The organism is Hymenobacter sp. BT491 (assembly GCF_014349165.1).
In the GTDB taxonomy this organism is placed as follows: domain Bacteria; phylum Bacteroidota; class Bacteroidia; order Cytophagales; family Hymenobacteraceae; genus Hymenobacter; species Hymenobacter jejuensis.
Genome location: NZ_JACSJJ010000004.1, coordinates 191,744 through 216,442, shown reverse-complemented (window position 1 = coordinate 216,442; position 24,699 = coordinate 191,744). Strand labels below are relative to the sequence as shown.

The following is a 24,699-nucleotide window of genomic DNA, read 5'->3' as shown; positions in this document are numbered from 1 at the left end:
CACCTCGCGTTGCGGCCCTTTTTGTATAGCTGCATCAAGGATTTAGGCGAAGAAATGGCACGGAGCCACTCTTGCCCGACGAATCGCGCCACCGCAGGATGTACCAGCCCGCCCGCAGGCTGCCGGGGTTGATGCCCAAGATGTTGAGCCCAATCTGGTAGTCGATGGCATACAGGCCGTGCGTGCGCCCCAAGACGTCGTAGATGCGCGCCGTGAGCGTGCCGCTGGCCTGAGCGCTGTATTGCAGCCGCAGCGGCCCGTCCTGCCAAGGATTCGGGTAGAGTTGCAGGCCGTCGGTGTTGGCGTCGGTTACGGCGATGGGGGCCGTGGTGTCGAAGCTGCCGTCGGGGCGCCGTAGCCGCAAGCGGTAATAGATCAGCCCGCTGGGCGCCTGCGCATCGAGGTAGCGGTAGCCGTTGGTGGCCGCGCCTGCGGGCAGAGTCGTTAGGGTTTGCCACACGGTGGTATCGGAGGTAGCGCGTTGCACCACAAAGGCGTTCACGAAGCATTCGTCGCGCGTCGTCCAGATGACTTGCGAACCGGCTCCTTCAATGTTGTTGGCCTGCACCGTCACGAGCGGGGCCGGCAGCATGGCCGCCGGGCCGCAGCCACTCAGCGTAAAGCTGTAGTTACGCAACACCACCCGTCCGCCCGGGATGTCGCTTAGCCCGCTGATTTGGCGGCTTACCTGCCCGCGGGCCACGGCATAGTGCATCACTGCCGACGGCAGAATCAGGTGGGCGAGCTGATGGGCGTGACCTAATTCATGTACGGCAACTGATTCAAAATCAACCTGTTGCGTTGTGGGTGCATTCGTGCCATATTGCCAGTTCGTGGCCTCGTCAAACTGCATGTCGATTTCAGTCACGTAGAACCGGACCGTGCCGTTGCTCAGGCGACAACCCGAATAATAACTCGTCGTGCGGCCCAAAACCCGGTCGGGCAGCTCGGCCCCTTGGTCGAAACCGACGGCGTTTTCCCCGTCTTTTTCGGCGCCCCGCTTGGTGCGCGTCGTCCCGACTTCCCAGTTCATGCCGGTCTGGCAGCGCCAGGTTGCCAGCGCCCGTTGCCAGCTCTGCGAAGCGGCCGTGTTGGCCGCGAACGTAGGGTCGAAATGGAAGGTATAGCCGCCGGTTTGGTTCTGGTTGATGTGGCCAGCCGGGTAAATGAGCTTCGTTGTCGATTCCTGCACGTTGGAAAGCGCGTACACCACCGTAATGGTTGTGGGGCTGGTAGAGCTCAGTTGGTCGTTGTTGGTTACGCGCACTTGGCCGCTACCCGCCGGATTGCCCGCGCTCGCGTACGAAGGCACCCGCACCTGAATGCGCGTGTCGGTCCACTGCACGTAGTCGGTATCCAAGGGCTTGATGTAGGTAGCGCCGCCGTCGTCGGCATTCTTAAACTCGACAAAGCCCGTTGCGCGGTCGTTGCCAAAGCCTATTCCGGTGATGGTAAGCACCGAGCCCGTGCCGGCTGTGATGGTAGTGGGTGCCAAGGTAGCCACCACCGGAGCCGTAGCCCGGGCGGCCACTGGCCGTTGCGTGCGTCGTGCCACGGCCGCTCTGAGGGCGGGGTTGGCCGTCAGCTCACGGAGCGGCTGGCCCGTGGTGGCGGAAAGCTCAGCGTAAAAATCCCCATCCACCACCGGATATTGCCGGAAAGGCTCGGTAGCCGTAGCTTCCGCCAGATCATACCGAATAAACCCCTGTTGGCTGCCGTAAGCCGCCCAGGCCGGTCCAGCCGCAGTAACTCCTTCAAAAGGAGAAGGATACAGAAAGAAAATGCCTTGCTGACCCGGCCGCAAGGCCAGGGTATTGGTAAGTGTCTGCTGCTCAAGGCCGACTACGCCGCCTTCCGTGAGCACGGTCAGCTCGGCGGTGGCGCTGCCTTTGAAAGACTTGTACACTCGCACGCGATGGGCCGTGTAAATGCGGCTGTGCTGGGCATTCCAGAAGCTACGGGCGTCCAGTACTTCGCCTTCTACCACCAGCGTAGCTTTTTGGGCCCGGCGTTCGGGTTCCAGTGGCACCATCAAACACCGAAGCTCGGGCAGGGCAGGTTGGGTGGTTTGGGCATAACTAAGCGTAGCGGAAGCCACTGCCAGCAGACTAGCTGCCAGCCGGAGAACAGTAACAAACTTCATACAGGAGTTAACAGCGAAGAAGACTTCAACAAAGTACGATTTTTCACCACCTCTGGCCGAGGCTATTCCACGTCAAAGCCACTTTTCGGATAGCTAGCGCTCCCCGTTGTGGCCGGGGCTCACTCTCAAATTCTGCGCGTCGGTCCTGTGGCCGCTCTAAAACAAGCTTCCCTGCACAGGTTGCACAATGATCTTGGGTGGCGCAATGGCTAGGCCAGTCAGCTTGTTGAGCTTATCCAGAAAATACTGCGTCCAGATGGGCGAATGCATGATATCCTTCTGATGGATAAAGAGATACGCCGTCTGTAAGCCCGCCGCCAGCCAAGCCGCCAGCCGCTCAGCCCACGCATCGGCGCGACTGTAGTCGCTCGGCACTAGCCCGTGCCCGTTGAAGCGGACGAAGGCAGTAGAAGTCGTCAGGCGTTGATGGAGCACATCGCGGCGGCCGGCTACATCCGTAATAACCAGTGTTTTGCCCAACGCTTCCAGCAACGCATATACGGCATCGCGCAGGCCAGCATCGGCAAACCAAGCCGGGTGACGAAGTTCGACGGCTAAGGGAACGTAATCGGGAAAATCAAGTAAATACCGTTCCAGGCGCGGCAGGTTTTCAGGGCCGAAAGTAGGCGGAAGTTGCAAAAAAGCCATTCCCATCCGATCGCCTAACTCGCTGATAGCTCGACAGAATGTTAGTGTAAGGTCGTCGGCATTGTACAATTCGCGCTCATGGCTGATGCTTTGCGGCATTTTAGGACAAAACCGGAATCCCACAGGTGCTGCGTCGCGCCATTTGCGCACCGTCGTGGCGTCCGGAATGCGGTAATGCGTGGTGTTCAGTTCAATGCTATTGAACTGCCGGGCGTAGTAATGCAGGTATTCGTTTTCCTTAATTCCGGCCGGAAAATAAGAGCCTAACCACGCTTTATTCGTCCATATTGGGCAGCCGACGTACACATTTCGAGTCTGCGAGGCGGAAATAGCGCCGCGTGCCAATACAGCCGCCGTATCCGGATGATCGGGGGGCAGCCGGAAATCGACGTAGCGCAAGTCGGAAAGACGACCAAAATCCATGTTCTGCTTACGGTTAAATGAGGTAGTATGATTGCTTTATGCCTTAGGAAATTTCCGGGACTTTACCAACCGCCTTTCAAAGGTAGCGGCCGGCAGAATGACAAAATTTTTTGCCCAGCTCATAATCGCATTTCTTGAGGCTGTAAATGATGTCTTTCTATAGTGCAAAATGTGCCTTAAACAAACACAAATGCACATTTTGCCAAGAATGACCTCTATATATTTTGTGCAAATTTTATTGGTAAAAGATAATTTTTTGTCCTCTGATGGAGCAAAGTGCTTGGAATAACAGGAGCAGTTTGTATCTCGGTAATAGTTTTGTTCCGTTCAACAACACAGAAACCGAATGACGTTACCCCCACGACTGCATGTTTCCGGCTTGATGATGGTTATGCTTTTCACACTGCTGCTGGCCATCCCGCAAGGAGCCAGTGCCATGCGAAGCAGCGAGGACGAAAACGCCACCACCACCTCCCGCAGAATAGCCGTAATGCGAGGCCGCGCCTCGTGGTACGGTCGGGAGCACCAAGGCCAGCGCACCAGCAGCGGCGAGCGGTTCGATCGATTTAAATACACCTGCGCCCACAAAACGTTGCCTTTCGGCACCCATGTGCGGGTGACCAATCCCGAAAACGGCAAATCGGTAGTCGTGCGCGTTACCGACCGCGGCCCGTTTCGCCACGCCCGCATTCTGGATTTGGCCGAAGTAGCCGCCCGTCCGCTGGGCATTGTGCAGCAGGGCGCCGTTGACGTGGTAGCCGAAGTAGTGCCAAACAACATTCCGCTTGGCCCGACCGATGCTCCCGACGACCTCGATGTGCTGCAGGACGACATGAACCTACTGGCCACTTCCGCTACCATGGACGTGTCGGCGGCCGATGCGTCCGTGCTAAGCGAAGTGCCCAAAACCCTCGATTCACCCGCTTACATTGTGCAAGCCGGCACTTTCAGCAATGCCCTCAATGCGCAAGCTGTTCAGGCTAAAATACAAGCGCTTGATAATCAATTGGTTGTGACTATTTCCGAAGAAACCATCAACGGCCGTGCCTTGAAGCGGGTGGTAGTAGGTCAGTTTGCCGACCGCGGCGCTGCCGAAGCCGTGCGGCGCAAGCTTCAGCAGCGCGGCATTACCGGCCTGGTCCGCCAGGTACCCCTCGGTAGTTAGCCCGTTTCGAAGCCATAACCCAACTACAATGACCCCGAGTCCACCAGGGTATCGGTGCGCTCAGGGTCGTTGTAGTTGGTTGTAAATCAGTTGCTTGCGTTTTTGGGGCTTGCTGGTCTTAATGCGGTGCGCAGTTGACTGTAGCGAAGTGCATAACTTCGGAGCCTTATCGCCCGTTTTGTTGTCCATGCTTCCTCCGGCCTCCGCTTTCCTGCCCGAACTTCAGCTCCAAACCGCCCGCAGCAGCGGTCCGGGCGGGCAAAACGTGAACAAAGTAGAGTCGAAGGTGGAGTTGCGCTTTCACGTCGCCTCGTCGCAACTCCTGACCGAGGAGCAAAAACAAACCTTGCTGGACAAGCTCAGCAAGCAGCTCACGGCCGAAGGGTTTCTTCTCATTACGGCCCAAGAAGACCGCAGCCAGCTGCGCAACAAGGAAACGGCGCTGCGAAAATTTTACGATATGCTGCAACGCGCCCTGCGCCGACCCAAGCCGCGGCGGGCCACCAAGCCCAGTGCCGGCGCTGTACGCGAGCGGCTTGCTTCCAAGAAAAAACACAGCGAGAAAAAGGCAAGCCGCAGCCGCCCCGATATACAGTAATCTTGCACAAGTATTTGTCTAACAAATACTTGTGCAAGATTAATTTAGGTCTAGGCCAAACAACACCCCAAACCACGGACGGTGCTGATAGACCCAATAGCGGCCGTCCGCGCCGAGCAGGTGGTCGAAGCCGACGGCTAAGCCCACGTTAAAGTTGAGCGCATCGTATATAGTAGCAGCTCCTGCGTGCAACACCATGCCTTCGTATTCGAACGTGTTTTGTTGCTGCGTCACGTATTCGGAGATGTCGGCTGAGCCCAAGCCCAAAAATAGCCCGTAGCCCAAGCCCGTGGCCCGGATGCGCGGCGCCTGCCGCCAAGGCGTGGCCCGGCGGCTGTTGAGGTAGTAGAAATCAAGTCGTTGCCCCACATACAGCGCCGCGTTGAAATTGGTGTTGAGCTGCACCGGGACGCCCGCCCGTGGCGGTCGCACTTTGAAGGGCAGGGTAAACACGTCCACATCGAAGTGCCGCTTGAGCAGCAATACATGGTGCTCAGGCTGCAACCGGTAGTACCATGATACCGGGCGCGCCGCTTCGGTCGTGGCCGGTGGCGTGAATACCAGCGTGTCGCCGTGTTGCTGCACAAAGACGTTGTGCTTCGCTACCGCGCGGGCCAGCGAGTCGTCGCCGCCCACGTGCAGCACATGATACCAGTTGTCGTCTAGCTGCGTTACGTGCCCCACGGCCGCGCAGCCGCCCAGCGCCCAGCCCAGGCCAACCCATACCATTCGTCGTAAGCAGGCCAGCTGATGCATACCATAACACGCTTATGCTGGGGAACTTATAAAATTGTTCCTTTCAAAAAAAGCGTCGCTACGGAAAAGTAAATGACCAGGCCCGTTACGTCCACAAGGGTAGCCACAAACGGCGCCGACGAGGTAGCCGGGTCGAAGCCGAGCTTTTTGAGCAGCAGCGGCAGCATCGAGCCGGCGAGCGAACCCCACAGCACAATGCCCACCAGCGAAAAGCCTACGGTAAAGCCAATCAGGGTCCAGTGCGTGCCGTAGTCTTTAAAACCGGAAAGCTGCCAAATCACGATGCGGATAAACCCGACCAGCCCCAGAATGGCACCCAGCGCCAGCCCCGACAGGATTTCGCGCCGCATGACGCGCCACCATTCGCCCAGCGTTACCTCGCCCAAAGACATCGCCCTGATAATCAAAGAAGTAGCTTGCGAGCCGGCGTTGCCGCCCGAGCTAATGATCAGCGGAACGAACAGCGCCAGCACCACGGCCTTCTCGATTTCGCCCTCGAAAAAGCCCATGGCCGTAGCCGTGAACATCTCACCCAGAAACAGAATTACCAGCCAGCCCGCCCGCTTGCGCACCATACGCGCCAGCGAAATAATCAGGTAAGGCTCGTCGAGGGCTTCCGAACCGCCGAGTTTTTGGATGTCCTCGGTGTCTTCTTCTTCCCGAATGTCGAGGATGTCGTCGATGGTAACAATGCCGAACAACACGCCGTCGTCGTTGACGACGGGCAGCGCGATGCGGTCGTTTTTGCGGAATACCTCAATGGCTTCTTCCTGGTCCTGCATGGCGCGCAGGCTCACGTAGCGGCGGTCCATGAGCTCGTTGACGCGCATGGCGGGGTCGGCGAGCAGGAACTCCCGGATGCGGATGTCGTCGATGAGCACACCGCGGCTGTCGGTGACGTAGAGCACGCTCAGGGTCTCGGACTGCCCGCCGTGCTGCCGAATGTAGTCGAGCACTTGCTGCACCGTCCAGTTCTCCCGGATCGCGATGTAGTCGGGCGTCATCAGGCGGCCCACGCTGTATTCGGGGTAGCCGAGCAGTTCCAGCGTCACCTTGCGCTCGGGCTCCGAAAGCGTCTGAATCAGGCTTTTGACAAAGTCATCGGGCAGAAACTCCAGCAGCGCCGTCCGATCGTCGGGCGACATCTCGTTCAGAATGTCCGTGATCTTGTCCTGCGACAGATTGACCAGAAAATGTTTCTGAATGTCAAGGTCCAGATACTCAAACACTTGCGTGGCGAGGCGCAGCGGCAAAAGCCGAAAAATAATCAGCTGCTCGCGCTCCTCTTCGGCCTCGATAAGCTCCACGAGTTCGGCCGGCTCAAATTCCTTGAGCACTTCCTTAAGTTTGAAAAACTCGCCCTCCTGAATCAGGGACGTAATTTGGTCGGTAGTCGGGTGCTGATTCATGAACTAAGAAAGGAGGGATTTTCTCGCTAGGCAGAAGATTTTGGTCCAAACGGGCGCGCAAAAGTAGCCGAAAAAACCGGCGTAACCGCCACCGTACGTGCGCTTTTCTCTTTAACTCATAGCCGCGCCCGATTCGTTCGCCGCCGAGGCCATTCCAGTTGGATTTTTTCGGCAAATCCGACTTTCGGCCTAGTCTTTTGCTCGGAATATGCTTGTGTGCCTTGCCAGACTGATCTTGGAAGCAACAGCAATCGGTAGAAATTCGCTTATTATGTAAGCGGCTCAAGGTGAGGTAGATGCTAAAATGCAATGCCGCCCCGAGCATTTTAGCCGTATGCAGCCTAGGCAGAAGGCCGCGCTTTGGAGGCGTAAGTTTGCTCGCTAGTCGAACTGTCCGTTTATTTCTCCCTTACAACAGCTTGACCTTAAGCTGTCAGCCGGCCGTTTCGCACCATTTTGGTTTAGCTAGATATAGAACGTTATGTCCGATACATTTCCGCTGGGTACGTTGGTGGCGCTGGGCGGCGGCGACGACGACGAGCTGCTGGCGCGGCTCACCGATATGTTGCCTGATCCCGCCACGACGCACGTCGAAATCGTGACCACGGCGGCACCCAATCCGGGTAAAACCGGCCCGGCCTACGTCGATGCCTTCCGCGATTTGGGGTGCCGGGCTGCCCGCCACATGCGCGTCGATGAGCGTCACCACGCCGACAGTCCCCCGTATCTGGAGCGGCTGGAGCGGGCCGGTCTCGTGTTCTTCACGGGCGGCGACCAAGAGCGCATTACGGAGTTTTGGGAGCGCACCCGCGCCCTGGCTACGCTCGCCGATCGTTACCGCCGCGATGCTTCCTTCATCGTGGCTGGCACCAGTGCCGGTGCTGCCGTGATGCCCAACTGCATGATTGTGGAAGGCCACGGCGCCCGGTCGCTCACGAAAGGCGGCCTGCGCACGGGTCCGGGGCTGGGCCTGCTGTCGGAACTGTATATAGATCAGCACTTTGCCGAAAGAGGCCGGTTTAGCCGGCTGGCACACGCCGTGCTACAACATCCCACGCGACTAGGGTTGGGGCTGGGCCAGGAAACTGGACTGATCATCCGGGGTGGGACGGAAGCCGAGGTGTTCGGCGACGGCGTCGTGATTGCCGTGGACGGGCAACACCTGCAAGGCAGCAACCTTGGGCGCATCGGGCGCGGCGAGCCCGTATCGGGGCAGGATCTGCGGGTGCATCTGCTGGTAAGCGGCCAGCGCTTTGACTTGCAAAACCGGCAAGTACTAAATGGAGAAAATGCCGAAGAGGAGGGAAAGGGCGGCGTTTTTTTCTAATATTATACCGGTTTTAAGATCGGGCCGGCTTAGGGCATTTTACCGCGTCCCAAGCCAACGCATAAAAAACTCGGCAAGCCGACTACTCCTGTGTTTTTTCGTTACATTTAGTCCCAAAATCCCCAATTTTCACTCTTTTTTCTTTCTTATGAAGTTAAAATCTCTACTCCTCGTGGGTGGTGCGCTGCTTACAGGCACGGCGGCTACTGCGGGTGGCTTCCAAGTGAACCTAGCCGGGCAAAAGAACGTCGGCATGGGTGGGGTCGGAGTAGGCCTGGCCTTGGACCACGCGGCCATGTTCTATAACCCTGGTGCGCTGGCCATGATTCGTCAAAACGGCGTTCAGGTAGGTGTGAACGCTGCTTTGGCCCGCGTATCGTACGTCCAGCCAGGCGGAGGCACGCAGCGCGAGTTGCAGCATAACGTCGTAACCCCTTTTAACCTCTACGCTAGTTTTGGCCCCGCCGAAGGCAAATTCCGGGCGGGTATTGCGGTGTACACGCCTTTTGGCAGCAAGCTGGAGTATGCCAGCGGCTGGGAAGGCCGCTATTCGCTCACTCAGATTGACCTACAATCTATCTTTGTGCAACCCACAATAAGCTACGCACTTACCGACAAGATCAGTGTGGGTGCCGGGCTGGTGGTGCTGGCGTACGGCGCCGTTAATCTGCAGAAAGACATCCCGTTGCCTAGCTCCAATGGCAGCATTGAATTGGACGGCAAAGCCGAACACAAGCTGGGCTACAACGCTGGCATTTACTTTAAGCCAACCGACAACGTTAGCCTGGGCTTCAGCTACCGCTCGAAAGTTGATGCGCACGTCAAGAGCGGCGACGTAAGCTTCAACAACATCTCTTCGTCGTTTGGGTCGCGTTTCACGGCTACCAAGTTCGACGTTACGCTGCCCCTGCCAGCTACGTTTAGCTTCGGCGTCGGGGTTACGCCAAACGATAAAGTAACCATCGGTCTGGATGCCAACTACGTGCAGTGGAGCAAGTACCAGACGCTGAACTTCGCTTTTAGCGGCAACAACGGCCAAGGTGGTACTAGCGGTGTCGATGGCCAAGTAGGCGGTGCCAACTTCAGCTCTTCCAAGCGCTCATACCAAGACGCCCTTACCTTCCGCTTGGGCGGTCAGTACAAAGTTTCGGATGCACTTGCACTTCGTGCCGGCGTAGGGTATGACTTTTCGCCCGTGAAAGACGGCTACGTAACGCCGGAAACGCCGGACGCTGACCGCGTGCTTCTGTCAGCTGGTGCTTCCTACGACGTAGGCGAACACTTTGGCGTGGATGCTTCTTTCCTGTTTGAAGATTTCAAGAAGCGTTCGCAAACCCAGCGTGATCTGATCACCAACGGCACTACCGACCGCGTAGCCGGGACCTACAAGACTTTCATCTTTGTTCCAGGATTGGGTCTGCACTACAACTTCTAAGCTCTGCGAAAGCCTTTTTCATATGAACAAGATTTATAAACAAATTGCCCCGGCGTTAGCGCTAATGGGCTTAGTACTAGGTGGTTGCCAACCCGATCTGGAGAAAGACCTCAAAGCCAGCAAAGGCACTGCCGACTTCTCGCGCTACATCGCAGTCGGCAATTCCCTGACCGCGGGCTACTCCGATGGCGGCCTGTACTTAGAAGGACAGCTGAACTCGTATCCAAACCTGTTGGCTCAGCAGTTTAAGAAAGTAGGCGGCGGCGACTTTACGCAGCCCTTATTTGCTAGCGGCCAAGAGAATGGGTCGGGTTACCTGCGCCTAACCGGCTTCACGGCTTCCGGCTCTCCCATCACGACACCGGTTACCGACAAACTGGCTCTGCGCGCTGGTGCTACGGCTGCTAAACCATTGTATACCAAATACTTAGATCCGGTTCAGAATTTGGGTGTACCCGGTATTCGGATGTCGGATATTGAAACGGCGGGTTACGGCAGTACGCAAGGCAACCCTTATTTCGAGCGCATTACCCCTGATGCCACGCCGACCCAAACCTATCTGCAACGGGTAGCTGCCTCTAACCCTACCTTCTTCACCGAATGGTTGGGCAACAACGACGTGCTGGGTTTTGCTACCGCCGGCGGCGCGGCCAGCTCGCTTACTCCAGTAGCAGACTTTACGGATAAGACCAACAAAGTCATTGACGCCCTGACGGCCAATGGCGCAAAAGGTTTGGTAAGCACCATCCCCGATGTAACAGGTATTCCGTTCTTTACCACGGTTGGTCCTTCATTTAAGGCTACTCTGACGGAAAACAAAGTGCCGGCTATCATTGTGCACACGGGCGGCCTCTCTACTACGCCTGGTACCACGATCAAAACGATAACCGTTCCTACTACGGACATCAAGGATGCTACAGGCGGCAAACAACTGTTTACGCTTACTTCCGCTCCTTATCTGCCCCTCTTTGGTCGACCAAATACGGGCAAGCCTTGGCGCGATGTCTATACCCAAGCCAAAGCTTCTTTGCCTCCAACGGTAACCCTGAGTGTGTTCTTGGCGCTGCAGGGCATCGACACTACGAAAGCATTCGGAGCCGATGTTAAAAACCCAATCCCAAGCACCTTGGTGCTCGACGATGCTGAGCAGAAACTAGTTGCCACAGCTACTACGGCTTTCAACAGTGCCATCACGGCTAAGGCTACGGCTAAAGGCCTTGCTATTTTCGATGCCAACGGGTTCTTCTCGCGCGTGGCAACTGGCGGCTTTGTGACGAATGGCGTAAACAACACGGCTTCCTTCATCTCGGGCAATCTGTTTGGCCTCGATGGGGTGCATCCTACGCCGCGTGGCTATGCGGTACTGGCCAACGAAATGATCCGCGTGATCAACCAGCAGTACGGTGCCTCTATCCCGAGCGTCGATCCGAACAACTACCGCGGCGTAACCTTCCCATAAGCTCGTAGCGTTAGCAAATTCAATAAAAAGCCCCGTTTCTGATTCAGAAACGGGGCTTTTTGGTAATATACAATACCGTTTTAATAGGACTGCCTAAGAAGGCTGTGGCACGTTGGTGGTAGCCGCGATGTGCTCGGCAATCACCTGCGCGTGGTAACGACCGTTCTCAATAAACCAACGACTCGTGTTCAAGCCCCCGCAGACGGTCCCGGCCAGATACACGCCGGGCCGGTTGGTTTCGAAGGTTTCCGGGTTGTGCGAAGGCGTGCTGGCAGCGTCGTTCTGGGTAGTAATCCCCAAAGCCATAAGCAACGCATAATCAGGGCGATAGCCTGTAAGCGCATATACGTAAGTAGCCGGCACCGACACCGGCCCATCGGGAGTGAGCAACTCTACGGCTTCAGGCGTGACGGCTTGCACCAGAGTATTAAAATACGCCTTAATGCGGCCTTCCTTGATGCGGTTGATCAGATCAGGCCGAATCCAGTATTTCACCGATTCGGAGATCTCAGCGCCGCGCACCACCAGCGTGACGTGGGCACCGGCGCGCGCCATCTGTAACGCCGCTTTCGCCGCCGAGTTTTTTGCCCCGATCACCACCACCGGCCGATCGACGTGCGCGTAAGGCTCTTTGTAGTAATGGCTTACGTGGGGAAGGTTGCCACCGGGCACCTCCAGCTTATTAGGAATGTCGAAGAATCCTGTGGCGATAATGACGTGTCGCGTGGCAATCTGCGCTTTGTCGGTAACGACGGTATATTCTCCGGCATCGCCCTCGAGCCGTACTACGCGCTCGTAGAGGCGGAGCGTAAGCTTTTCGGCTACCGTCACCCGGCGGTAATAGTCGAGGGCATCTTCGCGTAAGGGCTTGTAGTGCGCCGTAGGAAAGGGATAATCACCGATTTCGAGCAGCTCGGGCGTGGAAAAGAATTCCATATTGGTGGGGTAGCCCACAATGGAATTTACCAAAGCCCCTTTGTCGATCACGCACACCGAGAGGCCACGGCGCTGCACTTCAATAGCGCTGGCGAGCCCCACCGGGCCAGCCCCGATAACCACGGCATCGTAAGAAAGAATCTGTTGCACAGCAAAAAGAAATGGAGGATTGTACACTAAACCATTGGCGTACCCGTAGGTTCATTCCCGATGATCCTGCCTGTCTTCGGGTGAACGTAAGCCACGGGCTACAGCGTCAATCAGGATTGAAAACTCTTATACTTGATCCGCCGCTACGACGTTGAGTAAAGCATGGCGCGCGTTTGCCATCACGGCCGTCGCTTAAAACCGGCACAGTACATTCAACCATGTCTCTTGGGTCTCTGTAATTAAATATTTATGAATCAATTAGTTGCAATCGCGCTGTCCTTCTCTTTGTTAGGCGGCCTTACTGCTTGTGGCAGTAGTAGCAAAAGCGAAGACCCCGCGCCGCCTACGAAAGCCGAACTGTTGAGCGACAAGGATTGGCTGCTCACGAGCGCTACCGCAACTGTTCTCGGGCAGCCAGTTGATGTGTACGCAACCGTCTTGCAGACGTGTCAGAAAGACGATCTGCTGCGCTATAACAGCAATAACACGTACACCATCAGCGAAGGTGCCACCAGTTGCACTCCTCCCGATACCGACAACGGTACCTGGAGCTTGAGTGCCGATGGCACCAAGCTCACCCAAACGTCAGCGCGCCAAGGCAGCACTGCCACCACGCAAGATGTATTGGAGTTGACCACTACTTCGCTAAAGATCTCATCTACATATACTTACTCAGGCATCGCCGTTCCGGCTACTCTGACGTTTACGAAAAAATAACTCCGGCAATCCCTTTACAAGAAAGCGCCGCTCCTAATGCAGGAGCGGCGCTTTCTTGTAAAGGGATTGCCGACAACGGCTTTTTACCTACTGTTTACAAGCCCTAATGAGCTTGCAGCCAGTTTTGGCCCGTGCCCACCTCTACCTCCATGGGCACACCGTGGGGCAGGGGCAGGGCATTGATCATCAGTTCTTGGATCTTGGGCGTGATGAACTCAACTTCTTCCTTAGGCGCATCGAAGACCAATTCGTCGTGCACTTGCAGGATCATCTTGGTGCCGAGCTTTTCCTGAATGAGCCACTCGTGAATGTTGATCATCGCCTTCTTAATGATGTCGGCGGCTGTGCCTTGGATGGGCGCATTAATAGCGTTGCGCTCGGTGTAGCCGCGCAGTGTGGCATTGCGCGAATTGATATCGCGCAGGTAGCGGCGCCGGCCCAAAAGCGTTTCAGCGTACTCTAGCTCGCGGGCGCGGTTAATGCTGTCGTCCATAAAGCGTTTTACCGAAGCAAATTCCACGAAATATGCCTCAATAATCTCCTGGGCTTCCTTGCGCGAAATGCCCAGGCGCTGCGCCAAACCAAAAGACGAAATGCCGTAGATGATACCAAAATTGACTGTTTTGGCTTTGCGGCGCATCTCGGCATCCACTTGGTCGAGGCCGACGTGGAATACTTTGCTGGCCGTACTGGCGTGAATATCAAGGTGTTGTCGGAAAGCCTCAATCATGGTTTTGTCGCCCGAAAAATCAGCCATGATGCGCAGCTCGATCTGCGAGTAGTCGGCCGCAACGAGAATGTGATCGGCGTCGCGGGGCACGAAGGCTTTGCGAATCTCCCGGCCTTTCTCCGTGCGAATCGGAATGTTCTGCAGGTTAGGGTTGGTGCTGCTCAAACGCCCGGTTGCTGTAACTGCCTGATTAAAAGACGTATGTACGCGGCCATCGAGCTCGCATACGAGCTGCGGTAAGGCTTCTACGTATGTCGAGCGCAACTTCGTGAGCTGGCGGTGCTCCAGAATCAGGGCCGCGATGGGGTTGTCGGCGGCCAGTACGCTCAGTACTTCTTCGCCCGTGGCATACTGACCGGTTTTGGTTTTTTTGATTTTGCCGCCGCCGAGCTGGAGTTTGTCAAACAGCACTTCGCCCAGTTGCTTGGGTGAGCCAATGTTAAACTCCTGTCCCGCCGCCGCAAAGATCTGCTTTTCGATTTCGGTGATGTAGCCCTGTAGCTCCGCCGAATACTCGTTCATGGCGCCCGAATCGATTTTTACGCCTTCGTATTCGATGTCGCTGAGCACCGGCACCAACGGGTTCTCCACCTCGTTGAGCAGCTTGAGCAAGCCCACTTCCTGTAGGCGCGGCTCGAAATAATGTTTGAGCTGCAACGTCACGTCGGCGTCTTCACAGGCGTAATCGCTGACTTCGGCCGGCGGAATGTCGGCCATTGTTTTCTGCTTCTTGCCCTTCGGCCCGATCAGGTCAGTGATTGAAACCGGCGAATAGTGCAGGTAGGTTTCGGCCAGCACGTCCATGTTGTGGCGCATGTCGGGCTCCAGAAGGTAGTGCGCCAGCATCGTGTCGAAGAGCTGGCCGCGCATCTGCACGCCGTAATGCTTCAGTATGGTAAGGTCGTACTTGATGTTCTGGCCGATTTTGAGGATATGCTCCGCGTCGAAAAACGGCCGGAACTCGTCTACCAGTGCCTGGGCTGCGTCGGTATCGTCGTGGGGCACTGGCACGTAATAGGCCTCGCCTGGCAGCCAGCAAAACGAAAGCCCTACTAAGCGCGCCGTCATGGTATCGAGGCCGGTGGTTTCGGTATCGAAGCTGACTTCCTTTTGTTGTAACAGGAAGTCTAACAACGACTTACGCATAGCAGGCGTGTCGATGAGGTGGTATTGGTGGGGCACATCGGCCAGCGTGCGCCGCGGGCCAGCCGGGGCGCCTTCGTGGCCGAGTTCTTCGCCGTTTTCAGCGGCAATGGCCACGGCACCCGGCGCATCAAACAGCGAAGCCTGGGCTGCCGGTACGCTGGGCCGGCGGGCGCCCCGCGGCGTGGGCGCCGTGACGGACGCCGCCGGGGCGCCGCCGCTGAGCACGCGGGCCGCCAACTGGCGAAACTCGAGGTCGTCGAACAGGGCGCGCAGCTTTTCTTCGTTGGGCTGGGTCAGGGTCAGGTTTTCCTCGTGGAACTCAATGGGCACGTTTACATGAATCGTGGCCAGTTCCTTCGACATGAGGCCTTGTTCGGCGAAGTTGCGCACGTTTTCCTGCTGCTTGCCCTTTAGCTCGTCTACGTGGGCAATCAGCCCTTCAACCGAGCCGTACTTCTGAATCAGCGTCTTGGCGGTCTTTTCGCCGATGCCCGGAATGCCCGGAATGTTATCCGAAGCGTCGCCCTGCAAGCCCAGAATATCGGTTACCTGCTCCACGCGCTCAATCTCGAAGCGCTGCAGAACGTGTTGTAAATCAAGTACTTCGGCGGCATTGCCCATGAAAGCCGGCCGGTAGATCTTGATCTTATCCGTCACGAGTTGGCAGTAGTCTTTGTCGGGTGTCATCATAAACACCTCAAAACCAGCCTTTTCGGCGCGTTGGGCCAACGTGCCAATCACGTCATCGGCCTCGAAGCCGTCCATGATCAGGATCGGGATGTTGAAGGCCTCAATGATGCGCTTGATATACGGAATGGCCGTGCCGATGTCTTCGGGCATGGCTTGGCGCTGGGCCTTGTATTCGGCAAAATTATCGTGGCGGAACGTCTTCTTTTGGGCATCAAAAGCTACGCCGATGTGGGTGGGCTTTTCCTTCTGCAGGACTTCCACCAGGGTGTTGGTGAAGCCCAGCACGGCACCTGTATTCATGCCTTTGGAGTTGATGCGCGGGTTTTTGCTGAAAGCGAAGTGGGCGCGGTAGATGAGGGCGAAAGCGTCGAGGAGGAAAAGTTTTTTGGGGGCGTCGGTCATGAGGGCGAAGGTACGGAGGGACGATAAGTAGGGACAGATACGAGCGCAGAATTATCGCTGGAATACGTAAACACCAGTACGTGCCAGATTATTCTGGTTGGTCGCAATTGTGCTGAACTTCTGCGAAGAAACCTGCCCTGTATACGGAGCCAGAAAGAATTAACCCGCCGATTTACAACTGGTTGCTAACGCTAACCGGCTTCCGTGCGTAGCTGCTTACCGTATGCGCTACATTTCCCTCGACCTCGAATGCACGGGCGGCAACCCTGATCGGCACCAGATTATTGAGCTGGCGGCCATTATCGAAGATACCAAGTGCCCGTTGCCGCTCGAAGAGCTGCCTACGTTTCGGCGGGCCGTGCGCCACCCCGAATACGTGGGCACGGCTGGTGCGCTGGCTTTGAATGCCGGGCTAATGCAGGAATTGGCCGAAAAGGAGCCACGGGCCGATCACTGTACCATCCAGGAACTGGTGCCGCAGCTACAGGAGTTTTTGTTGGCCTACGGCTACAAGCCCGACCAGCGGGGGCGGCTTGGGTTGGTGCTGGCAGGCAAGAATATTGGCTCGTTCGATCTGGGTTTTCTGCGCCTACTGCCGGGCTGGGGAACGCTGCTGTATGCCGAGCCAGCCATGCTCGATCCGGCCGTGTTTTATCTTAACTGGAAGAAAGACAGTCGGTTACCAACAATGGCCATTTGTAAGGCGCGGGCAAAGCTAGAAGACCCCACCGTAGCGCACACGGCCGTAGCCGATGCATTGGACGTGATCCGGCTGCTGCGGCCCTTCTACGGGCTGCCGTTTTACAAGCAGGTGCTCGCCGCCGAACCCGACGAGGAGCCATTGGCAGGCTGATAGCGCAAGCTTCGGGGAAGAACACGGAATTTTACTATTGGGTCAGGGCAAAACTGCGTAGATTGCCACTGCTATTTCCCCGTCCTTTTAGCTTATTACGCCGCGTGTATCGAATTAAACAGCTACTACTTAGCCTTGTACTTGTAACGTGGCTCCTGCCTTTTAGCGGTAAAGCGCAACTTCTAGATCCGAATTTTAAAACTACGGAGCTTTATAAACCGGGCGTTGTCAAGAGCGTGGCCGTGTACCCGGATGGGAGCGCTGTTGTGCTCGGCACATTCACGCATGCCAACGGCGAGCCGCATGCCGATGTGGTGCGCTACCGTCCCGACGGCACGCCTGATCCGGATTTTCGGGTGGTGTTGCAGGGCAAAACCAGCTCCCGGCTTTGGGGGGTGCGGCCGCTGCCGGGCGGTAAAGCCTTGTTATTGGGCTATTCGTCGCTAGCAATAGCAGGCAAGGTGGCCAACAACCTGATCGTGCTCAACGCCGATGGAAGCCCTGATAACGCGTTTACTATCAATACGTTCTCTTTCGGCTACGGGAGCGAAGGCATTGTGGCTACCGCCCAACCCGATGGCCGCCTGCTGGTGGCGGGCAAGGGCTATGGCTACACAGGCACCGGTTCCGAACCGGGCATTGTCCGCTACAACATCGATGGGTCGCGCGATAACACGTTCGTGCCTGCCGCCGGCCTGACGGTGGAAGGCGTGCGCAGTATGGTAGTGCAGCCCGATGGTAAAATCTTGGTCGGCGGCACTTTTACAACCTTCAACGGAGCGTCGGTCGGCGGTTTGTTGCGTCTCAACGCCGATGGTACCCGCGACTTGTCCTTTGCAACGGGCGCTGTACTGAACGTGCAGGAAATCAAGTTGTTATCGGATGGTAAAATGATGGTGGGCGGCGCAATCACCAACCAAGTGGGCACAGTTCGCGGTAGCTTGTTGAGCCTGCTGCCTTCCGGAACCGTCGACCCTACCTTCGTGCCCAGCGGCAGCGCGCCACTCATCCGCAACCCCAGCGACAACGGCAGCATGGCTGTGTTGCCCGATGGCAAGCTGGTTGTGGTTTCTACTTCCAGTGATGTAACTCCGACCTCCAGCGTGGTGTGTTATCTGCCCAACGGCACCGAAGATGCCGCATGGGCGCCTACGCAACTCACTGATGGCGTGGTAGCTGCGCTGCAAGTGCTGCCCAATGGCGTGGTACTGGCGGGTGGCAATTTCAGCAGCTTTGCCACGCGCTCAACGAGCTTAGTGGCGCTTTCTGCTACTGGCGCGCCAGCTTCCGGCTTTGCGCTGGCGCTGCAGCAACTGGGTATTGTAACCAACCTAGTGCTACAGCCCGATGGAAGGATTTTGATAAGCGGAGATTTCTCCGAGATAAACGGCGTACTGGTTCACAAAATAGCCCGCTTGCTGCCCAACGGGGAGGTAGACAATTCCTTTCGTGGGCCGAGCGACCTCAACGGGGAAGTGCGCACGCTCCTGTTGCAAGCCGATGGACAAATAGTAGTTGGCGGCACCTTCACCCGCATCGACGGGCAAAAGCGCTTGGCCGTTGCGCGCCTGAAGGCCTCCGGCGAGCTCGATCCGCTTTTCGCCGTTGGGTTCTACGACAGCAGCGGCAGCTCCAGCGTGAGTGCGTTGGCTCAGCAGCCCGATGGCAAGCTCCTGATCGCGGGCGCCTTTTTGTACGTCAACGGGGGTACGAATTTTTATACTTCCGTAATTCGGATTAACCCCGCCAATGGCAGCCTGGACCCGTCTTTCAAAACCACAGCGCCGCAGGGCAATATTTACAAGCTGCACATCCAAAGCGATGGGAAGGTGCTAGCGGCTGGTTCATTTTTTCGCAACGTCAACGGCATGGCGGTCGGACAACCCGTGGTGCGACTGCTGACCAACGGTACCGAAGACCCCAATTTTTACTCGGCCGCGTGGGGCAACAGCGGCGTCGCCTACACCATGGCCGAACTGCCCGACGGACGGTTGATGGTCGGTGGGAGCATCCCGGACCTAAAAGGTAAGCTGGTCAGTGGCTTGGCGCGCTTGCAGCCTAACGGCACTCTGGATCAGACTTTTGCCAATGAGTTTCCGCAGGTAGCCGTGGTACGCAGCATCGCGGTGCAACCCAACGGCCGGCTGCTGGTAGCTGGCCTGCTCGGCGACGGCTACATCAACAACTGGCCATATTTGCTGCGGGTACAGGAAAACGGTCCGCGCGACGCCACTTTTGAGCCCGCCGACGGCCCCAACAACGAAACCAACTGCGTAGCCTTGCAACCCGACGGCAAAATCCTGATTGGCGGCAGCTTTACGGATGTTGGCGGCCACCGGGTACTGGGATTAGCGCGCTTGGTGGCCGCAGAGGTGCTGCACGCTTCGGCTACCCAGGCCCGTATTCGTACCGAAGTTTACCCCAACCCAGCACATAGTATGCTGCATGTGCAGCTGGATGCAAAGGCTAAGCCGCAACGCATTCACTTGCTGAGTATTACAGGCAAAACTGCGACTGCAATGCCCGTCACAAAGTCCTCCTTTACCATGCCCATCCACAACCTGCCGGCGGGGGTATATTTGCTGCGGGTAGAATATGCCAGCGGTGTAGTGGTACAACGGGTTGTAATAGAGTAAGTTATATGTTTTCTAACTTCCGGTTCTCAGGATTTCTGGTGGCGCTGCTTTGTGTTTTTGCAAGCGCCCATGCCCAAACGGCCCATCTTGCGCCTGCCGAACACGCGCAATCGGTGGTTGCTTTTCAGCAAGAACTGAACGCCGAATACCGCAATCCGCAGGAGTCGCCGCTACCGCCTGCCGAGCGGAAGGCGTTTAAAGGCCTCCCGTTCTTCCCAACAGATTACGCTTTTTACGTGGAAGCGACCCTAGAGCGCGACTCGACGGCGCTGCCTTTCCGCATGAAAACCAGCACCGCCCGCGAGCCCGAATACCGCAAGTACGGCGTGCTGCATTTTACCCTCAACGGGCAGCCCCTGCAACTGACAGTGTATCAGAGCCTTGATTTGATGCGCAAGCCCGGTTACGAAGACTACCTGTTTGTGCCATTCACCGACCCCACCAACGGCCACGAAAGCTACGGCGGCGGCCGCTACATCGATCTGCGCATCCCGAAAAGCCCCGTGCTCATGCTGGATTTCAACCGCGCCTACAATCCTTATTGTGCTTACAGCCCAAAGTATTCCTGTCCGGTGCCGCCCGCCGAAAACCGACTCCCCGTAGCCATTCGGGCCGGTGTGCAGAGCGATCATTAAACACATGACGAAAAAAAGCCCTTCCACATAAGTGTTTGACAATCAAATACTTATGTGGAAGGGCTTTTTTGATTTACCTGAGGCTACCAGCTGCCGCTGGCGCCGCCGCCGCCGGAGGAGCCGCCGCCGAAGCCGCCGAAACCACCGCCTCCGCCGCCACCTCCCCAGCCGCCACCGCCGCCACCGAAGGTGCCCCGGCCGCCCATGAAGTCACCGAAAATGATGGGCGGAATCATGCTGCCGCCAAAGCCACGGTTGCGACGTCCGCCGCTGTTGCCGCCGCCGCCCCGCCGGCTGATCATGATGATAATTGCCAGCACCACAATGATCATCCAGAACGGAAAGCCCGAGCCGGAAGAGTCGTTGGAGGTACGGGTTTGGGCCGGATCGGCTTTGTATTCGCCTTTCGCCAAGGCAATTAGCTCATCGGTGGCGCTATTTAGGCCGTCGTAGTAGCGCTCTTCCTTGAAAGCCGGCACGATGGTATTGGAGATGATGCGCTTGGCCAAAGCATCGGGCACGGCACCCTCCAGACCATAGCCCGTCTGGATGCGAGCGCGGTGCTCCTCTTTGGCCACCAGCACCAGAATGCCGTTGTTTTGGCCTTTGCGGCCAATGCCCCAGCTTTCGTAGAGGCGCTGGGCGTAATTGGCAATGTCGTCGCCGCCCAAGTTGGGTACCGTCACAACGGCAATTTGGGAAGAGGTAGAATCGTCGTAGGCGACGAGCTTGCGCTCCAGCGCCTCTACTTCGTTGGGCTGCAACAGGCCCGCTAGATCGTTGACGAGGCGTGGCGGATTAGGCCGTGGCGGAACATCTTGTGCTACAGCAGCTTGCAACAGGCTGACAAAGAGCAGCAAAACTCCCAGCAAGGAAGTCAGTAAGCGTCGGGACGACGGCATAAGGGGAGAGGTCATGGACGAGGCGGCGCAGAGTCGCCAAACGAAATGGAATCGTCGAGTTCGTTGCGGTCGGTGGCCGCATTGTAGGGGTAATAGCGCTGGAGCTGCTCGCCCACCATGCGAATGCCGCGCTCCAGCCCGGTAACGTAGTGGCCGGCCCGAAACTGATCGAGTACGGTTTCTTTGGTGGTTTCCCAAAAATCGTCGGGCACGGCCGCGTTGATGCCCGCATCGCCTATCACGGCAAACTGGCGAGTCTCCCAAGCCAAGTAAAACAGCACGCCGTTGCGCTGGGCCGTCTGGTGCATGCCGAGTTCGGCAAACACCTGTGCCGCGCGGTCGAGGGGTTCGGGCGTGGGGCAGGTATCTTCCAAGTGCACCCGGATTTCGCCCGAAGTCGTGACTTCGGCTTGCTTGATTGCTGCTACCAAAGCCGCTTCCTGCGCCGGCGTGAGAGGGTTAGTCATAAGTGTGGGAACTTGAAAGCTTAAGCTGCTGATATTTACTGGATTTTATAAACATCAAATTATCAGCAACTTAAGCTTCTAGCAAACGAAATTAGAACTGTACGGTTGGGGCCTTTTGCGAAGTGGCGTCGGCTTCGAAATAAGGCTTCTCCGTGAATTTGAAAATACCCGCAAACAGGTTGTTGGGGAAAGACCGGATGTAGGTATTGTAGTCGTTGGTGACGGCGTTAAACTTCTGTCGCTCCACGTTGATGCGGTTTTCCGTGCCTTCAATCTGGGCCTGGAGCTCCTGGAAGTTGGCGTTGGCCTTCAGGTCGGGGTAGTTTTCCGAAACGGCCAGCAAGCGGCCCAAGCCGGCGCTAACCTGGCTTTGCGCCTCCTGAAAACGCTTGATGTTTTCGGGCGTCAGGTTTTCGGGCGACACCTGCACGCTGGTCGCCTTGGCGCGGGCATTGATCACATCGGTAAGGGTACTTTTCTCGAAGTTAGCCGCACCTTTTACCGTGTTCACGAGGTTGGGGATGAGGTCGGAGCGGCGCTGGTAGCTGTTTTGCACGTTGGCCCACTGCGCTTTCACAGCTTGGTCTTTGGTAACCATGCTGTTGTAGCCGCACGACGACTGGGAGAGGAGCACCACCATTCCGGCGAGGTACAGAAGAAGACGTTTCATAAGGGAGAAAGGAGTATAGGTGAAGGGTTTTTCAAAAGAAAGGGTTTGTGACCCGGTATCAGCGTGCGGGCTTTCGGCGGCGGAAAACAATTGGCCCCTTGAGGTGGTAGTGCCAACAGGCATCCGGCAACCGACAACTTGCTGCTAATACCTCAACAAGATCGCTGCAAAGTACGAATTCGCGCCACTGCGGTTGTGTCGGAGTTGCCTTGCCGGCCGATTCGCTATTTTGCGTGCTTACGCTACCACCGTTGCTCATGAAAGCCGTCATCCCCGTTGCCGGTATAGGCTCCCGCTTGCGCCCCCACACGCACACCCAGCCCAAATCGCTGGTGCCCGTGGCGGGCAATACCATTTTGGGTCACATCATCGACCGGCTCGTTGGAGCCGGCGTCAAGGAATTTGTGTTTATCATCGGCTATCTGGGCGAGAAAATTGAGAGCTACGTCCGGCGCCAATACCCCGAACTGAAAGCCACTTTTGTGGTACAGGAGCCCCGCGAGGGCATTGGCCACGCGCTGTGGCTGGCCCGCGAGGAGTTTCGCTACGACCAAGACGGCATCCTGATCCTGCTCGGCGACACCATCGTGGACATCGATCTGCCCAAGATGCTGCAAACGCCTGGCACCATCTTAGCCGTGAAAGAGGTAAAAACACCGTCGATTTTTGGGTTGGTCGAAACCACGGCGGGCGGCCACGTGACGAAAGTAGTCGAGAAACCCAAAATTCCGAAGTCGAACTTCGCCATGGTGGGGTTGTATAAAATTGCCCATCCCGACCGGTTAGCCATCGCGCTGGAACGCATAATCGCCGAAGATATTCGTACGCACGACGAATTTCAACTAACGGATGCTCTGATGCTTATGATCAGAGAAGGCGAAGAGATGGTCACCACGCCCGTCGACAATTGGTTTGACTGCGGCCGCAAGGAAACGCTGCTCGAAGCCAACGCCAGGCTGCTCGGTCGCCCCGAGTTTTTGGAGCGCCGCGAGTACCCCGAGTTTCCGGATACCATCATTGTGCCGCCCGTGAGCATCGGCCGCGATTGCCGGATTTCCAACTCCATCATCGGTCCCAACGTAGCCATCGGCGATCGCACTATTGTGAAGAATACCATCATAAGTGATTCTATCATAGGGTCTTACAGCGAGCTGCTCCAGGCGGTGCTACACGACTGCATCGTGGGCTCCGACGCTTCCTTTCGCGGCATGAACCACAGCCTCAACATCGGCGACAATACCGAAATCGACTACAGCTAAGCCGCGCTCGCTGCTTCCGGCTGCCCAATTCTGCTTGAAACCTTACCTTTTAACCAGTGCCAGATATGCTGCAACCGCGTCGAGAGTTTCTGAAAAGTATGGGTCTGGCGGCGGCCGGGCTGGGTTTGGCCGCGTTGCCCGGCGAATTGCTGGCCGAGCCTACGGGCAAGCTGTTTTTCGACTTTTCGCTGGCCGAATGGTCGTTGCACCGCGCCTTGTTTGGAGGCAAAATGACTAATCTCGACTTTCCGGCCAAGGCGAAAAACGACTTCCAGATCAGCGCGGTGGAGTATGTCAATCAGTTTTTTAAAGACAAGGCTACCGACCAGCGCTACCTCGCCGAACTCAAGCAGCGCGCCGCCGACGTGGGCGTGCGCAACGTGCTCATCATGATCGACGGCGAAGGCTACCTAGCCGATCTCGACAAAGCCAAGCGCAGTCAAGCCGTTGAGAACCACCACAAATGGGTGGATGCGGCCAAGTTTCTGGGGTGCCATTCCATCCGCGTGAATGCCCATGGCGAAGGCACCGAGCAGGACGTAGCCCAAGCCGCCATCGACGGCCTGGGTCGCCTAACCGAGTACGGAGCCAAAAATAAAATCGGCGTCATCGTCGAAAATCACGGCGGCTACTCCTCAAATGGCCAATGGCTTAGCTCCGTGATCAAGCAGGTCAACAACCCGTATTGCGGCGTGCTGCCCGATTTCGGCAACTTCTGCCTCAGCGCCGACTACGGCACGCCGCAAGGCTGCTCCAAAGCGTATGACCGCTACAAGGGCGTGCAGGAAATGATGCCGTACGCCAAAGGCGTCAGTGCCAAATCGTATGCCTTTGATAGCCAAGGCAATGAAACAATCATCGACTACGTCAAAATGCTTCGAATCGTAAAAAAAGCCGGCTATACCGGCCACATCGGCGTGGAGTACGAAGGCGAAGGCTTGAGCGAAGAAGACGGCATTTGGGCCACCAAGCGCTTGCTGGAAAAAGCCGGCGCAATAGTCTGAAAAGCAAGTGGCTGATATTAAAATTGTTATAAAACCCGTTGCTGGCAGCTAGAAATATTTTAATATTTCTAGCTGCCGTACGAAATTCAAAACAGGCTCTGTATCAAGACGATAAATTCGCGAAAGCAGCGAAGGATAT

Annotated in this window: 20 protein-coding genes; 11 read left to right on the top strand and 9 right to left on the bottom strand. The window is 56.8% G+C overall.

All coding sequences use genetic code 11. The features are described from left to right. Positions 1–34 precede the first annotated feature (34 nt). Positions 35–2,143 carry a matrixin family metalloprotease gene (locus tag H9I52_RS17655; protein WP_187454958.1) on the bottom strand — a complete coding sequence of 703 codons (2,109 nt, stop codon included), beginning with the start codon at positions 2,141–2,143 and terminating at the stop codon, positions 35–37. A gap of 156 nt (positions 2,144–2,299) precedes the next feature. Continuing rightward, positions 2,300–3,214, bottom strand: coding sequence for a DUF72 domain-containing protein (locus H9I52_RS17650; protein WP_187454957.1), 915 nt, complete (start codon positions 3,212–3,214; stop codon positions 2,300–2,302). 391 nt (positions 3,215–3,605) lie between these two features. Here H9I52_RS17650 and H9I52_RS17645 point away from each other — a divergent pair, with 391 nt between their 5' ends. After that, positions 3,606–4,379, top strand: a complete 774-nt coding sequence (locus H9I52_RS17645) for a septal ring lytic transglycosylase RlpA family protein (RefSeq protein WP_187454956.1) — start codon at positions 3,606–3,608, stop codon at positions 4,377–4,379. 187 nt (positions 4,380–4,566) lie between these two features. Further along, a complete protein-coding gene (gene arfB, locus H9I52_RS17640; protein WP_187454955.1) occupies positions 4,567–4,977 on the top strand; it encodes an alternative ribosome rescue aminoacyl-tRNA hydrolase ArfB in 411 nt (136 codons plus the stop codon). A gap of 39 nt (positions 4,978–5,016) precedes the next feature. Here arfB and H9I52_RS17635 read toward each other — a convergent pair whose 3' ends face one another. After that, positions 5,017–5,706, bottom strand: a complete 690-nt coding sequence (locus H9I52_RS17635) for a hypothetical protein (RefSeq protein ID WP_187454954.1) — start codon at positions 5,704–5,706, stop codon at positions 5,017–5,019. 53 nt (positions 5,707–5,759) lie between these two features. Continuing rightward, positions 5,760–7,142 carry a magnesium transporter gene (gene mgtE, locus H9I52_RS17630; protein ID WP_139515027.1) on the bottom strand — a complete coding sequence of 461 codons (1,383 nt, stop codon included), beginning with the start codon at positions 7,140–7,142 and terminating at the stop codon, positions 5,760–5,762. A gap of 481 nt (positions 7,143–7,623) precedes the next feature. Here mgtE and H9I52_RS17625 point away from each other — a divergent pair, with 481 nt between their 5' ends. The 3 genes from H9I52_RS17625 to H9I52_RS17615 all read left to right on the top strand — a co-directional run bounded on the left by H9I52_RS17625 (position 7,624) and on the right by H9I52_RS17615 (position 11,363). Further along, positions 7,624–8,469 carry a cyanophycinase gene (locus H9I52_RS17625; protein ID WP_187454953.1) on the top strand — a complete coding sequence of 282 codons (846 nt, stop codon included), beginning with the start codon at positions 7,624–7,626 and terminating at the stop codon, positions 8,467–8,469. 148 nt (positions 8,470–8,617) lie between these two features. Continuing rightward, a complete protein-coding gene (locus H9I52_RS17620) occupies positions 8,618–9,904 on the top strand; it encodes an OmpP1/FadL family transporter (protein WP_187454952.1) in 1,287 nt (428 codons plus the stop codon). Positions 9,905–9,926: 22 nt separating this feature from the next. Then, the gene (locus H9I52_RS17615; RefSeq protein ID WP_187454951.1) at positions 9,927–11,363 is read left to right on the top strand and encodes a G-D-S-L family lipolytic protein; all 1,437 of its coding nucleotides are present in this window, start codon (positions 9,927–9,929) and stop codon (positions 11,361–11,363) included. A gap of 93 nt (positions 11,364–11,456) precedes the next feature. Here H9I52_RS17615 and H9I52_RS17610 read toward each other — a convergent pair whose 3' ends face one another. Continuing rightward, a complete protein-coding gene (locus H9I52_RS17610; protein WP_187454950.1) occupies positions 11,457–12,449 on the bottom strand; it encodes a YpdA family putative bacillithiol disulfide reductase in 993 nt (330 codons plus the stop codon). 249 nt (positions 12,450–12,698) lie between these two features. On the opposite strand from H9I52_RS17610, the gene H9I52_RS17605 reads away from it, so the two are divergent. Next, entirely contained in the window at positions 12,699–13,166 is a 468-nt protein-coding gene (locus H9I52_RS17605; protein WP_187454949.1) for a lipocalin family protein, read from the top strand. Between the two features lie 103 nt (positions 13,167–13,269). Here H9I52_RS17605 and polA read toward each other — a convergent pair whose 3' ends face one another. Continuing rightward, a complete protein-coding gene (gene polA / locus H9I52_RS17600; protein WP_187454948.1) occupies positions 13,270–16,134 on the bottom strand; it encodes a DNA polymerase I in 2,865 nt (954 codons plus the stop codon). A gap of 223 nt (positions 16,135–16,357) precedes the next feature. On the opposite strand from polA, the gene H9I52_RS17595 reads away from it, so the two are divergent. The 3 genes from H9I52_RS17595 (at position 16,358) to H9I52_RS17585 (ending at position 20,258) form a co-directional block, all read left to right on the top strand. After that, the gene (locus H9I52_RS17595) at positions 16,358–16,987 is read left to right on the top strand and encodes a hypothetical protein (RefSeq protein WP_187454947.1); all 630 of its coding nucleotides are present in this window, start codon (positions 16,358–16,360) and stop codon (positions 16,985–16,987) included. Between the two features lie 104 nt (positions 16,988–17,091). Continuing rightward, on the top strand, positions 17,092–19,623 hold the full coding sequence (locus H9I52_RS17590) for a T9SS type A sorting domain-containing protein (RefSeq protein ID WP_187454946.1): 2,532 nt from the start codon (positions 17,092–17,094) through the stop codon (positions 19,621–19,623). A 5-nt stretch (positions 19,624–19,628) separates the two neighbouring features. Continuing rightward, positions 19,629–20,258 carry a DUF1684 domain-containing protein gene (locus H9I52_RS17585; RefSeq protein WP_187454945.1) on the top strand — a complete coding sequence of 210 codons (630 nt, stop codon included), beginning with the start codon at positions 19,629–19,631 and terminating at the stop codon, positions 20,256–20,258. Positions 20,259–20,341: 83 nt separating this feature from the next. Here H9I52_RS17585 and H9I52_RS17580 read toward each other — a convergent pair whose 3' ends face one another. The 3 genes from H9I52_RS17580 to H9I52_RS17570 all read right to left on the bottom strand — a co-directional run bounded on the left by H9I52_RS17580 (position 20,342) and on the right by H9I52_RS17570 (position 22,297). After that, a complete protein-coding gene (locus H9I52_RS17580; RefSeq protein WP_187454944.1) occupies positions 20,342–21,175 on the bottom strand; it encodes a TPM domain-containing protein in 834 nt (277 codons plus the stop codon). Continuing rightward, a complete protein-coding gene (locus H9I52_RS17575) occupies positions 21,172–21,627 on the bottom strand; it encodes a TPM domain-containing protein (RefSeq protein ID WP_139515016.1) in 456 nt (151 codons plus the stop codon). The genes H9I52_RS17580 and H9I52_RS17575 overlap by 4 nt, the downstream gene beginning before the upstream one ends. 91 nt (positions 21,628–21,718) lie before the next feature. Continuing rightward, on the bottom strand, positions 21,719–22,297 hold the full coding sequence (locus H9I52_RS17570) for a LemA family protein (protein WP_139515015.1): 579 nt from the start codon (positions 22,295–22,297) through the stop codon (positions 21,719–21,721). 257 nt (positions 22,298–22,554) lie between these two features. Between H9I52_RS17570 and H9I52_RS17565 the strand changes: the two genes are divergently transcribed. Both H9I52_RS17565 and H9I52_RS17560 read left to right on the top strand, forming a co-directional pair. Then, on the top strand, positions 22,555–23,556 hold the full coding sequence (locus tag H9I52_RS17565) for a sugar phosphate nucleotidyltransferase (protein WP_187454943.1): 1,002 nt from the start codon (positions 22,555–22,557) through the stop codon (positions 23,554–23,556). A gap of 65 nt (positions 23,557–23,621) precedes the next feature. After that, complete coding sequence (locus tag H9I52_RS17560) at positions 23,622–24,560, top strand: sugar phosphate isomerase/epimerase family protein (protein ID WP_187454942.1); 939 nt, start codon at positions 23,622–23,624, stop codon at positions 24,558–24,560. The last annotated feature ends 139 nt before the right edge of the window (positions 24,561–24,699 follow it).